This is a genomic window from Methylobacterium fujisawaense, from assembly GCF_014138435.1.
Lineage (GTDB): Bacteria > Pseudomonadota > Alphaproteobacteria > Rhizobiales > Beijerinckiaceae > Methylobacterium > Methylobacterium fujisawaense.
In genome coordinates this window covers 692,380-705,967 of record NZ_JACJIM010000001.1, presented here as the reverse complement: position 1 = coordinate 705,967, position 13,588 = coordinate 692,380, and the positions used below count along the sequence as shown (strand labels likewise).

General features: G+C 69.2%; 13 protein-coding genes. 7 read left to right on the top strand and 6 right to left on the bottom strand.

The window, feature by feature from the left end; translation table 11 throughout:
- Position 1: 1 nt before the first annotated feature.
- Complete coding sequence (locus tag GGQ91_RS28010; protein ID WP_246410581.1) at positions 2–217, bottom strand: hypothetical protein; 216 nt, start codon at positions 215–217, stop codon at positions 2–4.
- Between GGQ91_RS28010 and GGQ91_RS03435 the strand changes: the two genes are divergently transcribed.
- Together GGQ91_RS03435 and GGQ91_RS03430 are read left to right on the top strand one after the other, a co-directional pair.
- On the top strand, positions 203–838 hold the full coding sequence (locus GGQ91_RS03435; protein WP_236961850.1) for a LacI family DNA-binding transcriptional regulator: 636 nt from the start codon (positions 203–205) through the stop codon (positions 836–838). The two genes, GGQ91_RS28010 and GGQ91_RS03435, sit on opposite strands and share 15 nt — an antisense overlap.
- A gap of 372 nt (positions 839–1,210) precedes the next feature.
- Entirely contained in the window at positions 1,211–2,908 is a 1,698-nt protein-coding gene (locus GGQ91_RS03430) for a dihydroxy-acid dehydratase (protein ID WP_182591330.1), read from the top strand.
- 60 nt (positions 2,909–2,968) lie between these two features.
- On the opposite strand, the gene GGQ91_RS03425 is transcribed toward GGQ91_RS03430, so the two are convergent.
- Together GGQ91_RS03425 and GGQ91_RS03420 are read right to left on the bottom strand one after the other, a co-directional pair.
- Positions 2,969–4,381 (bottom strand): FAD-binding oxidoreductase, encoded by a 1,413-nt coding sequence (locus tag GGQ91_RS03425; protein ID WP_182591329.1) that lies wholly within the window; start codon positions 4,379–4,381, stop codon positions 2,969–2,971.
- An 86-nt stretch (positions 4,382–4,467) separates the two neighbouring features.
- The gene (locus GGQ91_RS03420; RefSeq protein ID WP_043354062.1) at positions 4,468–4,950 is read right to left on the bottom strand and encodes a nucleoside deaminase; all 483 of its coding nucleotides are present in this window, start codon (positions 4,948–4,950) and stop codon (positions 4,468–4,470) included.
- Between the two features lie 1,050 nt (positions 4,951–6,000).
- Between GGQ91_RS03420 and GGQ91_RS03415 the strand changes: the two genes are divergently transcribed.
- Both GGQ91_RS03415 and GGQ91_RS03410 read left to right on the top strand, forming a co-directional pair.
- Complete coding sequence (locus GGQ91_RS03415) at positions 6,001–6,957, top strand: antibiotic biosynthesis monooxygenase (RefSeq protein WP_043760000.1); 957 nt, start codon at positions 6,001–6,003, stop codon at positions 6,955–6,957.
- 23 nt (positions 6,958–6,980) lie between these two features.
- Positions 6,981–8,120 carry a hypothetical protein gene (locus tag GGQ91_RS03410; protein ID WP_182591328.1) on the top strand — a complete coding sequence of 380 codons (1,140 nt, stop codon included), beginning with the start codon at positions 6,981–6,983 and terminating at the stop codon, positions 8,118–8,120.
- Positions 8,121–8,217: 97 nt separating this feature from the next.
- Here GGQ91_RS03410 and GGQ91_RS03405 read toward each other — a convergent pair whose 3' ends face one another.
- The 3 genes from GGQ91_RS03405 to GGQ91_RS03395 all read right to left on the bottom strand — a co-directional run bounded on the left by GGQ91_RS03405 (position 8,218) and on the right by GGQ91_RS03395 (position 9,220).
- A complete protein-coding gene (locus GGQ91_RS03405; RefSeq protein WP_043389132.1) occupies positions 8,218–8,583 on the bottom strand; it encodes a response regulator in 366 nt (121 codons plus the stop codon).
- A gap of 35 nt (positions 8,584–8,618) precedes the next feature.
- The gene (locus GGQ91_RS03400) at positions 8,619–8,900 is read right to left on the bottom strand and encodes an STAS domain-containing protein (protein ID WP_043389130.1); all 282 of its coding nucleotides are present in this window, start codon (positions 8,898–8,900) and stop codon (positions 8,619–8,621) included.
- A gap of 173 nt (positions 8,901–9,073) precedes the next feature.
- A complete protein-coding gene (locus GGQ91_RS03395) occupies positions 9,074–9,220 on the bottom strand; it encodes a hypothetical protein (RefSeq protein ID WP_158498479.1) in 147 nt (48 codons plus the stop codon).
- Positions 9,221–9,223: 3 nt separating this feature from the next.
- Between GGQ91_RS03395 and GGQ91_RS28340 the strand changes: the two genes are divergently transcribed.
- From GGQ91_RS28340 to GGQ91_RS03380, 3 genes are all read left to right on the top strand, one after another.
- Positions 9,224–10,456 (top strand): methyl-accepting chemotaxis protein, encoded by a 1,233-nt coding sequence (locus GGQ91_RS28340; RefSeq protein ID WP_182591327.1) that lies wholly within the window; start codon positions 9,224–9,226, stop codon positions 10,454–10,456.
- Positions 10,457–10,984: 528 nt separating this feature from the next.
- Entirely contained in the window at positions 10,985–13,063 is a 2,079-nt protein-coding gene (locus GGQ91_RS03385; RefSeq protein ID WP_182591326.1) for a chemotaxis protein CheA, read from the top strand.
- A complete protein-coding gene (locus GGQ91_RS03380; RefSeq protein WP_043354088.1) occupies positions 13,063–13,548 on the top strand; it encodes a chemotaxis protein CheW in 486 nt (161 codons plus the stop codon). Before GGQ91_RS03385 ends, GGQ91_RS03380 begins: the two co-directional genes overlap by 1 nt.
- The last annotated feature ends 40 nt before the right edge of the window (positions 13,549–13,588 follow it).

Sequence of the window (13,588 nt, the reverse complement as noted above, 5' to 3'; positions counted from 1 at the left end):
CCTAGCCGGCGATGAACCCGGCCGCGATGCCGCCGAGGAAGCCGGCCTGGAGATTGGCCGCCAGCATGCCGCCGATCATGCCGGGGGCGATCCCGGGCCGGTCGGCGATCGAGTAGGCGATGTAGCCGGCGAGCGCCGGGACGATCAGGGCGAAGGCCGCCTTGGCGCCGATCTGCCCGAGGGCGTAGCCCAGGGTTCCCGCGTGGTCCGGCGCCATGGCGTCGATTCCGCCGACCCCGGGGGGCTCGGCGCGCGCCGGTTCGATTTCCCGGTGGTGCTGATCGACCGGGCCGGACCGCCGGGGGCCTACGACAGCGTCGTCCTCGACAACGTGGCGGCCTGCGCGACCCTCGTCGATCATCTGGCGGCCCAGGGCTACGGGCGGATCGGCGGCCTGTTTGGCTCGACGAGTTCGACCGCGCAGGAGCGCCGTGCCGGCTATCTGGAGGCGATGGGGCGGCACGGCTTGGCGCCGCAGATCCGCAGCGTGCCCCCGAACGCGGCCGCGGCGATGGCGGAGGCCACGCGCTGGTTCCAGGAGCCCGACAGGCCGGAGGCGCTCGTGGTCTCGAACGGGCTCATCCTGATGGGGGCCGTGCGGGCGGCCCGTGCCCTGAATCTCGCGCTCCCGCGGGATCTCGCGCTCGCCGGCTTCGACAACGAGCCGTGGACCGAACTCGCCGAACCGGGCCTCACCGTGATCGAGCAACCGGTCGCCGAGATCGGCACCCAGGCGATGCGCCTGTTGTTCGAGCGGATCGAGAGGCCGGATCAGCCGGTCCGGCGCGTGGTCCTCAGCGGCTGTCTCGTCCCGCGCGGTTCGACTGGGACACGGTGACGGTCTGCCTGAGCGCGCGCGCGGCGCCGCGGATCGGGGTGTCTACCGGGCGGAACACGCCACCGGTTCCGGCCGCGCGGGGCGTTGGGTCGGCGGCCCGCGCCGGGCAGCGCCCGAAGCGGGTCTTCCGGCTACCCAGGGCAAACGCCATGCGGTAGCCTCCCGCCGGGCCCGGTCCGGACGAGCGGTCCCGGTCCACCTGCCGAAGGCTTCGGCGCGCACCTCCGGATGCCGGGCCGCGACCGGCCGGATCGGCTGCGCGAAGGCTCCGACGGCCGGCACGGTCTCCGGTCGCGAAGGGCATGACCGACAGGGTGCCCGAGGCCCGGGACGACACCGCAGACATCCGCGCCTTCGAAACAGGATCCGACGATGACCGACGAACCGCACGGCCTCGATCGCGGCTTGACCAATTACGGCGATCGCGACTTCGCGCGCTACCTGCGCCGGTCCTTCGCCCGCTCCATGGGCATCTCGGTCGGACTCCTGAACAAGCCGGTGGTCGGCATCGCGATGACGCCGTCGGGCTTCAACAACTGCCACCGGGGCATGCCCGAGCTGGTGGAGGCGGTCTCCCGCGGCGTGCTGGCGGCCGGCGCCCTGCCGCGGCCCTTCCCCACCGTGTCGCTCGGCGAGGTTTTCCTCAACCCGACCAGCATGATGTATCGCAACCTGATGGCCATGGACACCGAGGAGATGATCGGGGCCCAGCCCATGGACGCGGTCGTGCTGATCGGCGGCTGCGACAAGACCGTGCCGGCCCAGCTCATGGGGGCGGCTTCCGCCGACCTGCCGGCGATCCAGCTCGTCACCGGCCCGATGTCCACCGGGCGCCACCGCGGGCAGAGGCTCGGCGCCTGCACGGATTGCCGGGGCTTCTGGGCCAAGTACCGGGCCGGCACCGTCGATGCGGAGGAGATCACCGAAGTCGAGGGACGGCTCTCGGTCACGCAGGGCACCTGCGCGGTGATGGGCACGGCCTCGACCATGGCCTGCATCGCCGAGGCGCTGGGCCTGTCGCTGCCCGGCACCGCGGCGATCCCCGCGGTGCATTCCGACCGGCTGGTGGCCGCCGAGGAGACCGGCCGGGCCGCCGTGCGTCTCATCGAGACGAAGATCCGGCCCTCCCAGGTCATCACCGAGAAGTCGGTGGAGAACGCGATCCGGGTGCTGATGGCGGTCTCGGGCTCGACCAACGCCATCGTGCATCTCACGGCGATCGCCGGGCGGCTCGGCATCCGGGTCTCCCCCGAGCGCTTCAACCAGATCTCGGACGAGACACCGGTTCTGGTCGATCTGAAGCCCGTGGGTCAGGGGTACATGGAGGATTTCCACGCCGCCGGCGGCATGGGGGCGCTGTTGCGCGAGCTGCGGCCGCTCCTGCACCTCGACACCGTCGATGTGGAGGGCCGCACCCTCGCCGAGCGCCTCGACGAGCCCGCCGGCTGGGTCGACCGCACGGTGATCCGCCCCTTCGCCGAGCCGGTCTCGGCCGTGGGCGGGTTGGTCGCCCTGTCGGGCAGCCTCGCCCCGGACGGAGCGATCTTCAAGCGCGCGGCCGCAACCCCGGCGCTGTTCGAATCCGAGGGCCGGGCGGTGGTGTTCACCGGCCTGGAGGATCTCTCCGCCCGCATCGACGATCCCGACCTCGACGTCGAGCCGGGCGATATCCTCGTGCTGCAGAACGCCGGTCCCCACGCCGCCGGCATGCCGGAGGCCGGGTATCTGCCGATCCCGAAGAAGCTCGCCCGGGCGGGGGTGACGGACATGGTGCGGATCTCCGACGCCCGGATGTCCGGTACGGCGTTCGGCTCGATCGTCCTGCACGTGGCGCCCGAGGCGGCGGTGGGCGGACCGCTGGCGGCGGTGCGCGACGGCGACCGGATCCGCCTGTCGATCCGGGACAGGCGGGTCGACCTGCTGGTCGAGGCCGACGAGATCGCCCGCAGGCTCGCTGACCACCGGCCGCCGCCGGCCCCGGCCCGGGGCTACAAGGCCCTCTACCGCCGCACCGTCACGCAGGCCCCGCACGGCTGCGACTTCGACTTCCTGACGAAGGTCGACGCCTAGGGCCTCGTCCGATCGCGCGGCCGGCCTGCGTCGTCGGGTCGACCGTCGCGACGTCCGATCCTATCCGACCTCTCGACTCGGCTCGGCGGTGAGGCCGTCGAAATAATCGAAGAAGACGCGGTCCGGATCGTACCTGTCGCGCAGGTCGCACAGCCTCCGCCACTTCTCGGGCGTGAAGGCCTGGGCGACGATCTCGGGCTGTTCGACCGTGTTGGTCTCGCCGATGTAGTACCCGACGTTGAACGGTTTCAAGACGGCGGTCACCGCCCGATGCCATTCGGCATTGACGGCGTCGGCATCCGCATCGTGCCACATCGTCCAGGGGCCGCCATAGATCTTGGAGGTGATCGAGCGCGCCATGTCCCGTTGCGGCCCCGGAACATGGGGCCCGCAGAAGATCGTCGTCAGGAACACCGAGATCGCCGAGGGGGCCCGCTGCCAGGCCGGCAGGATGGCCGCCATCACCGCGCCGGGGCAGTGGTCGGAATAGGTGGCTTCGACTCTGGATCGCACGCCCTCCGGGAAAAGCGCGCCGGAGGCATCGAAGAGCTGCTCGAAATCGAGGGGCGTGACCCGGGAACGCGACAGCGGCTCGACCGGCGCATCGTCCAGCGGCTGCAAGGCGCGCCGGGCCGCTTCCGGATCGTCCTCGAAGGCGGTCGCGGTGACCATGCAGACCCAGCCGTTGCTGCCGGCCGCCCTGTCCGCCAGCGCGGGCGGGGCCTGGACGAGGAACAGGGTCAGCTCGACGCTGGGCGAGATCGCCGGTGCGGCCTGCCCCAGCCAGGTGCCGACAGCCGGGGCATCCGCGAGCCGATAGAAGGACTGACTGCCATGAATCGCCCTCGGCAGCGGGTGAAGTTTCAGAAAGTATTTCGTGACGATGCCGAAGAAACCCGAGCCTGCGCCGCGTGCGGCCCAGAAGAAATCCGCGTTCTCGGCCTCGCTCGCCCGGATCAGCGTGCCCTCGGCCGTGACGAGTTCGATCGCCTCCAGGCTCTCGGTGCCGTATCCCCAGACCGTGGGGTTCCAGGCCATGCCGCCACCGAGGAAGTAGCCGCTGGCCTTGACCTGCGGACAATGGCCGGTCGGAAAGGCGAGCCCGTGGGCGTTGAGCGCCGTCTGGATTTCGCGATTGCTGAGGATGGGCTGGATGACCGCCCTGCGATGCTCGACATCGATCGAGAGGATCCTGTTGAGGCGTTCGAGGTCGATCAGGATGCCGCCGTTGCGCAGCGTCGGCTGGCACCAGTTGTGGCCGCCGCCGCGGACGACCACCTTGAGGCCATGCGCGCGGGCGAACTTCACGGTGGCGATGATGTCGTCCTCGTCGGCCACCTTCACGATCATGCGCGGCGCCCGGTCCGGGATCAGCCGGTTCCACAGATTCCCATGAAGGGCGTCCCGGAACTGCGCATCGCCCGCGTCGATAACGGGACCCTTGCAGAGCGTCCTCAGATCCTCAGCATTCATGGCCAAGCCCTGCACGAGCGAGGAACCCGCCCGGACCGATCTGCCCGAGCGGGTTCAAGGTTGCGGTCGGTCGCCCGGCCCGACCCTCAATAGGGGACGCGGTCCGCCTTCTGGGCGTATTTCTTCCACACCTCCACGGCTTCTTCGCGCATGATCTGCTGGGTCGGGATCGAGCGCTCCCCGACATCCTTCTTGAGCTCGGCGTAGATCATGCTGTCGTCGAAGCCGCCGTATTCGAGCGCGTCCTCGACCTGAGCCGCATAGTAGACATTTTTGATCCCGGCCCAATACGCGGCCGCCATGCACATCGGGCAAGGCTCGGCGCTGGTATAGAGCGTCGCGTCCCGCAGCTTGAAGGTACCCTGCGACTTGCAGGCCTTGCGGATGGCCTCGATCTCCCCGTGCCACGTCGGATCGTTCTCGGCGACGACGCGATTGGCGCCCTCCGCGATGATTTCACCGTCTTGGACGATCACGCAGCCGAACACGCCGCCGGCACTGTCGACCAGCGACGTCTTCTCCGACAGCGCGATCGCGCGGGCCATGAACTGTTCGTGTTTTTCGGTCATCGAATCCTCTGCATCGTCATGTTTTCAGGCCAAGTGCGACTATGATCTGCGGCGATGTTCTCGTCGATGTCCGGGGGGATGGGCGTCGATCGACGGATTTGAACTTGGCGCCGTATGATCAAGAATCCTGCCTCGGAGGCCGGCATCGCCTTCGGTTCGGGACAGATGGTCTCGTGGGTCGATGAAACGGCGCAGGTTGCGAGGGGGGGCGGGATCGAGCCGCGCCCGCATCCGCCGCGATGGTTCTCGCAGATCAGGTCGTCCCGCCAAGGCCGTGCGTCCCGTGAAGCGCATGTCCGTTCGCCAATACCGGATGGTCATGATCCGACGACGATCTGACTAGACATGGCACCGGGAGACGCGTCAACGCCGTCAAGACATAGATCGCAATTGAATTGTAAATATTCACGAATGCAATAAATATTCGAAGCATAGCCGATCAGATTCGCCGGGGTCGCGGTTCCTGCAGCAGATCCGAGGCGCTGCGGTCGCACCGTGGAGTTCGCGAAGTCGGATGGCGCTCGGTCTGAGACGCAGGAACAAGAAAAAATATTTCCGCCTCCGCCTCGTCCGTTTGGACAGCGCGCCGCCTTTTTGTTGTCGCTCCGTCCCAGACCTGCGGCACGCGAGGCGCCGGCGCGCTGGAAAAAGTCCGGCGATTCTGGCTGCGTCCCCGAGATATAACTATCCTTTCGATGTTTTGGGTCAAAGAACGATCTATAGCTGTATTGTATTATATTTACAATATTTGCATTGATCTTTTCCGCCAAGGCCTTGACTTTAACTGGTGTCGGCTTGCTGATGGGGGCATGCAGAGCGACGCCGCCGGCGGAACGGCGGCTATGCGATGCGAGACCAATCTTCGGCTGTTCCTCCTCGTCTTTCGTGGGCGGCGGGCTTCTTCAAGTCTGCCGCGGTCGCGGTGTGATGGTCCCCGAACCGATGCTTCGATCCGCCCGGCGGTGTGGCTCGGTTTAGCGCCGAGGGCCGCACCCCGCTTCGCACGAGCGGGCGAGGGCAGGGCGTCGTGCAACGGAAGTGCGTCGGTTCATGAGCGGTGCCTCGACGTCCGTCACCATCGTGACGCAGACGACCATCCGGCCGGAGAGCGCCGACGCCTTCGCCCGATGGCAGTCCGACACCCATGCCGTCGTGGCGACCTTTCCGGGCTTCATCGAGCAGCAGCTCATCCCGCCGCGGCCGCCGCTGCAGGTGGATTGGGTCATCCTGCAGCGCTTCAGCGGCCTGGAGCAGGCGCGGGCGTGGCTGGCCTCGCCCGAGCGGCAGGCCCGGATCGAGGGCGCCACGCCCATGCTCGTGGGCCGCGACGACGTCCATATCGTCAAGGACGATGCCAGTGCAGCCCGCACGTCGCCGGTCAGCGCGGTGATCAGCACCCGCGTTAAGCCCGGCCTGGAGGCCGCCTACCTCAAGTGGGAGCAGAAGATCGCCGCCGCCCAATCGAAGGCGCCCGGCATGCAGGGCTACCGGTTCGAGCCGGCCGTGCCGGGAGTGCAGGAGGATTACGTCGCGATCCTGCGCTTCGACGGCGAGGCGAACCTGCAAACCTGGATGGACTCGCCCGAGCGGCGGGCCCTCGTCGCCGAAGCGGCGCCGCTGACCGCGGAATTCCACACGCGGACGGTGCAGAGCGGCTTCGAGCAATGGTTCCGCACCGTCGCCCCCGCCGGAGGCCCGGCGCCCGCGGCGTGGAAGATGAACATGATCGTCGTGCTGACGCTCTACCCCACCGTGTTCCTGTGGGGGGTCCTGGTCGGCACGCCGATCCTCTCCGGGATGCTGAAGCTGGATTTCCCGGTCGCCCTGTTCATCGGCAACGTGTTCAGCGTGCTCCTCACCGCGCAGATGGTGCCCTGGACGGCCCGGCGGCTGGGCTGGTGGCTGTCGCCGGCTCCGGGGCGGCGGGCCCGGGCCAACCTTCAGGGCGCCGCGCTGCTGATCGCCGCCTACGCGATCATGATCCTTGCCTTCTGGAAGCTGTCTTGACCGGGCTCCGGTTGCTATCCCGGATGAGGCCGTTCTCCGCGGCGGGTCTGCTGATGCTGGCCTGCGGATCCGGGCCGGTCGGGCTGGCCCGGGCCGAGCCTTCGCCGGATTCGGCCACGTCCCCGGCTCCGGAGGTCGCCGGGGCGGCAGGCGGCACGCGCGTTCCCGGGGCGCGGGCTCCGGCCCGCGCGGAGCGCCAGGAGGCCGGAATTTCCGTGGCGGCCGCCACCGTGATGGCGGCGCCGCCGCCCTCGTACCTCGGCTTCTCCGACACGGTGGTTAGCTACCGCTTCCAGGGCCCGTCGGCGGAGCCCGGGCTCTTCGTGCGGCGTCCCGACGGCACGGCGCAGGGTGGGTTCGCCCCGCGCGAGGTGCCGAAGAACGTCGTCAACGTGTTTCACGCCGACTCATGGGCTTATGGCACCAACCTCATCTCCCTCGACATCCTCACATCCGGCTCCCAGGATCCTGCGGGCGACAAGCGGCGCCCGTTCAAGGATTACGGCGCGACCGAAATCTACCTGATCTATCGCGGCGTCCTGAGCTTCAACAAGATCTTCGATACCGAGACCTTCGCGATTCCGGGCTTCGTCAAGGATGTCGGCCTGTCGTTCGGGGCCGACATCAACACCAAGGACACGTATTTCGACGCCGAGAAGCGGGCCGGCACCTTCGGCCTCAGCTTCGCCTTCGACGTGCCGGCCGGGTTCGTGAACCTGAAGGTCCAGGGCTACAAGGACTTCTCCCGCAACGGCTTTGCGGGGAACGGGCCCACGCCGGGCATTCCCGGGAATGGCGCCGTGCCGGGCTTCGATTACTCGCACTTCCGCAGTGTCGAGTTCAAGTTGACCCCGGAATTCGAGATCACCTACACGATCCCGCTGCCGTTCACCGGGCTGCCGCTGTCCCTGGCCGGCTTCAACACGATCATCCTGCCCAAGGGGCGCTACGGCACGATCAACCAGAACGACACGCAATTGGAGTTCGCCTCACAGACGAACCTTGTCCTGGATGTCGGGCAGTTGCTCGCCGGGACCCCCAACCGGGTCGAGGTCTTCGCCGGGTTCCAGTATTGGCGCAACAAGTTTGGCGCCGACCCGCGGCGCACCATCAACACCGAGGAAAAGGCGCTGATCGCGGGGGTCGCCTACCACCTGAAGTGACGGCGACGCGCGTCCCCGCTCGCGGTGCGGGGGATGGCGCCGACGTCTCGGGGCCGGCGTCCCGGAAGGCCGCGCCGCCGGGACCGGCCCCGCGCCCTCAGGCGCGCACCAGCTTGGACACGACGGCCAGCAGCTGCTCGGGCTTGAACGGCTTGGTGATCCAGCCGGTCGCCCCGGCCGCCTTCGCCTGCTGCTTGATGCCCTCATCCGATTCCGTGCTCAGGAAGAGGATCGGAACGCCCGTGCAGGCGGGCAACGTCCGCAATTGCTTGATCATCTCCAGCCCGTTCATCACCGGCATGTTGAGATCCGTGATGACGAGGTTGAGGCTGGCGCTCTTGGCTTTCGCCAAGCCTTCGGCGCCATCGCCGGCCTCGATCACCGTGTGGCCGGCCGGGCCGAGGACGACCTTGATCATCTGCCGGATGCTGGGCGAGTCGTCGACGGCGAGGACAGTGGCCATGACAAGGATCCCGTTCTTGTGCCTGAAGCGTGGGCCTAGCGGAGTGCCTGGCCGGGGAGGGCGATCGCAGCGCGTTGGAACGCGCCGCTGACTGCCGGCGGCACATTGGCCAGCGCGATCTCCGTGGCTTGACGCTGTGCCGCCTTGTCCGCCGCGAGCACGATCTGGACGAAGGTGATGTCCGCGCGCTCGACCGCCGCGCAGTCCAGGGTGAGGCGCGTCGCGCCGGCGAGGGCCGCCGCCAAAGCGCCCTGCAGCGACCGGACCGTCCGGATGGTGCAGTCGGATTCGAGCGTGAGGACGGAAGCCTCGGACATGCGGGTTCAGGCCCTCGACGACAGGATTGGGCGCCGCTGCGCCTCTCCGGCGGAGACAACACCGCGGCGGGTAAATTCTTTCTGACCGACGGCAGACCAATCCACCGCTGTTGCCGCCGCCGCCGGACGCAGCACAGCTGGAATTCGATTCATCATGGAACGGAATTCAAGCGTCAATACAGAAATCTGTTGTCTCGCTCTTGCGCTTCATTGCCGGTGATAACGCTTTCTTTAACGGCGATCCTTACCGTCGGGCCGACGCCGTCCATCGGTTTGCGGCTTGACCGGCGCGCGACGGTCGACGCCGAGAGATCCGACATCTGATGTCCTTCCAAGCTGCCCACGACATTCTCAGGCAGGTCCCGGCCCGCTTCCGGCGGGCCGACGGACGGCGCGGATCCGGCGCAGTGCCCGGCGCGGTGTCCGGCTCCGCGCTCGCGCCGCCGGATCGTCCCGAGACGGTGGCATCCCCCGCCGCCGATACGTCGCCGGCGCCGCAGATCGAGATCCCGGCCGACCCGGCGGCCGCCACGCGGTCGGCCGATCTGCTCCAGGCCTGGCTCGGCCTCTCGGCGCAGCAGCGGGGGCTCCTGGACGCCCTCATCGCCGAGCTCGGGATCGTCTCCGCGGATGTGGAGGCGAATGTCCACGGCCTGTCCAACCGCTTTCAGAACATCGCGGCCTCGACCTGCGAGCAGTCGGAGATCGTGCGCGGCCTCGTCGCCTCGGTTCAGACCGTACGGATCGACGACAAGACCCTGGACCTCGGAGATGTCGCCGCCGGCCTCGGCGAGACGCTCGCCGCGCTGATCGCGCGGATCACGCTGATGTCCTCCCGCGGGACGACCCTCGCGCAGGGGCTGGCGGGGGCGCTCGACGGCCTGTCGTCGGTCGAGGGCAGCGTGGCGGAGATCGAGAAGATCAACCGCCAGACCAACCTGCTTGCCCTGAACGCCAAGATCGAGGCCGCCCGGGCCGGCAGCAGCGGCGCGGCCTTCGCGGTGGTCGCCGACGAGGTGCGCGGCCTCGCCACGACCATCAACGCCCTGTCGGACGTGATCAAGCAGCAGATTGGCACCATGGCGGCCGACCTGCGCAGCAGCCACGCCCTGCTGGGCGACATCGCGGCGATCGACATGTCCGAGGAGAGCCGCACCGCCGAGCTGCGCGTCCGCATGGTGATGCGGGCCCTCGTCGAGCAGAACGCCCAGGTCGCCGGCGTCCTGCGCCAGACCGCCGAGACGACGCAGGCCATCACCGAGGACGTGTCGGCGGCGATCGTGGCGATGCAGTTCCAGGACCGGGCCAAGCAGCGCATCGAGAACGTCGAAGGCCTGCTGCGCGCGGCCGGTGCGGAACTCGGCCGTCTCTCCGGCGCGAGCGCGGGCGACGGCGCGGTGCCGGATTCCAGCGCCGACCCGGCCTGGATCGAGGCGGCGATCGCGCGCTGCACCCTCGGCGAGGTCCGGGCGCGCCTGACGGAGCGACTGCTCGGGGTCGCCCCGGTCGCGCAGCGCCCGGCCGCCGACGATCTGGACGGCATCGACCTGTTCTGAACCCGAGCGCGCCGCCAGGCGCGGTCCGCGGGCAATCCGGTCCGGCCCGGTCGGCGGTTGCGCCGCGGCCGGATCTGCCGCGACCGGCCCCACGTCTCATCCCCGTCTCTCCGCCGGCCGCACCCAGCAGGGCCGCGGCCCCCATCCGCATGGGATGCACGACGAGAGCCCGTGCCGGACCGACCGGCGCAGGATGCCGGATACGGCGATCCTGTGATCCACGGCTCACGTGATCTCAGTATCCGATAATCAAATACTCTGGGCGATGGGCGGATATACTGTCCGTCAGGCATCGAAACCTCGGCGTTAACCGAAAATTTTTAGTCGGATTATATACAACCGGCGAAATCGAGCGGCGGATGATCGTCGTTTCGCGTCGCCGTAAGGGTGCGGCGCGACTCGGCAATCCAGCCGAACGCTTGAGTTCAAAGACATTCGCCCGGTGACAAAGTCGAAGTCTTCGCGTTCGCTCGAAGCCGGGCGGTTCATTCTGCATCTGTGTCTAGCGTGAGCGGGTCCAATCGCCCCATGACTGCTCTCGATCCCGCCGACGTCTTCCGGGCCGAAGCCGCCGAGCTTCTGGCCTGCCTGGAGACGACCCTGCTCGACCTCGGCGACAGGCCCGAGGACCGCGCCCTGATCGACACCGCCTTCCGCGCCCTGCACACCATCAAGGGCTCGGGCGCCATGTTCGGCTTCGAGCAGGTCGCCGCCTTCACCCACGACTTCGAGACCGCCTTCGACCGCGTCCGTCGCGGCGAGGTTGCGGTCGGCCACGACCTCGTCAACGTCTCCCTCTCGGCCAAGGACTATATCCGCGGCCTCATCGAGGAGCCCGAGGCCAGCGCGCCCATCATCGGCGAGGCCATCCTGGCCGAACTCGAGCAGCTCCTCGGCACCACCGGCCGCCCCGCCGCCGCGCCGTTGGCCCCCCATCCGGAGCCGGTCGCCGATCCCGTCCCGATGGTGGAGGGCGGCTGGCAGATCGGCATCGCCTTCGCGCCCGACGTGCTGCGCAACGGTACCAATCCCCTGGCGCTCCTCGACGAACTGCGCGACCTCGGCGCCTGCACGATCGTGCCGCGCCTCGACGCGCTGCCCGAACTGCCGGGCCTCGATCCCGAGAGCCTCGCCATCGGCTGGGACGTCACGCTGCGCGCGGCCGTGACCCGCGAGGCGATCGAGGATGTCTTCCTGTTCGTGCGGGACGAGATGACCCTGACCCTGGTCCCGGTCTCGCCGGCGCAGCCGGACGCCGCACCCGAACCGGGCGAGGCCGCGCCCGGGCCGTTTGCGCCGCCGACCGTCACGGCTCCGGCGGCGGGTCTCGCCGCCATCGCCTCCGTCGAAGCCCCACCCGTCGCGCCGCCGGCGATCGCGCCCGCGGCCCCGACCGCTGAGCGGAGCCCGGCGCGGCGGGCCGAGGAGCGGCCGGCCAGCAGCGTGCGGGTCGAGGCGGAGCGGCTCGACGAGCTGATGGACCGGGTCGGCGAGCTGGTCATCGCCCAGGCCCGGCTGAGCCAGCTCGCCGGCCTGAGCGCCGATCCCGGCCTCAAGGGCATCGCGGAGGAGATCGAGCGCCTGTCGGCGCGGCTGCGCGACACCACGATGAGCATCCGCATGGTCGCCATCGGCGCGCTGTTCGGCCGTTTCCGCCGCCTGATCCACGATCTCTCGCGCGATCTCGGCAAGCCGGTGGAGTTCGTCACCGGCGGCGAGGACACCGAACTCGACAAGACCGTGATCGAGCGGCTGGCCGACCCGCTCGTCCACCTGATCCGCAACGCCATCGACCACGGCATCGAGGCGCCCGGGCGCCGGGCCGCCGCCGCCAAGGCCGCGACCGGGCGTATCACGCTGACCGCCGAGCATGTCGGCGCCCAGGTGCTGGTGAGCGTGCGCGACGACGGCGCCGGGCTCGACGCGGCACGCATCCGCGCCAAGGCCGAAGAGAAGGGCCTGTGCGCGCCCGGCGCGGTGCTCACCGACCAGCAGGTCTACCAGTTCCTGTTCGCGCCGGGCTTCTCGACCGCCCAGGAGATCTCGGCCCTGTCGGGGCGCGGGGTCGGCATGGACGTGGTCAAGAAGACGATCGAGAGCCTGCGCGGCACGATCGACATCGCGACCGAGCCGGGGGGCGGCACGACGGTCGCCCTGCGCCTGCCGCTGACGCTGGCGATCATCGAGGGATTGCTGATCCGGGTGGGGGAGGGGCGCTACGTCATCCCCCTGGCGGCGGTGGAGGAATGCGTCGAGCTGCCCGCCGGCGAGCGCGGCGGGCGCGGGCGGGACTTCCTGAACATCCGGGGCGCGCTGGTGCCGTTCCTGCGGCTGCGCAGCCTGTTCGGGGCCGCGGGCGAGCCGGAGCTGCACCAGAAGGTGATCATCGTCGCGGCGGGCGAGGCCCGGGTCGGGCTGGTGGCGGACCAGATCATCGGCAACCACCAGACGGTGATCAAGTCGCTGTCGAAGCTGCACGCGGACGTGGCGACGTTCTCGGGGGCGACGATCCTGGGCGACGGCACGGCGGCGCTGATCATCGATGTCGGCCGGCTCGTGAGCGGCGGCGGCGCCGAGGGCGCGCGCGCGTATCAGGAGGTGGCGTGATGAGCGGCGGCGTGACGAGCGGTTCTCTCGGAACCGGACCGCAGGCGGGGTCGCGGGGCGGCCAGCAGGTGGTGATGTTCCGGATCGGCACGGAGAGCTTCGCGCTGGATGCCGGGATGGTGCGCGAGATCATCGATCCGATCCCGGCGACGCGGGTGGCGGGGGCGCGGCCGCATATCGACCGGATCGTGAACGTGCGCGGCAACGTCATCCCCCTGGCCGACATCCGCGAGCGGTTCGGGATGCCGGCGGCGGCGGACAGCCCGGACACGCGCTTCCTGGTGCTGGAGGTTGCAGTGGGGGGCGATCCGGTGGTGGTCGCGCTGGTGGCCGACAAGGTGTTCGCGGTGACGGAGATCGATCCGGCGAGCTGCCAGGCGGTGCCGCCGGTCGGCACGACGTGGCGCCCTGAATACATCCGGTCGATCGTCAAGGCGAGGGATGAATTCATCATCGTCCCCGAACTCGAGCAGATCCTCAACTGAAATCTTGTGGCTGTCCTGTCCAAGTGTTGCGTGCGTGGGG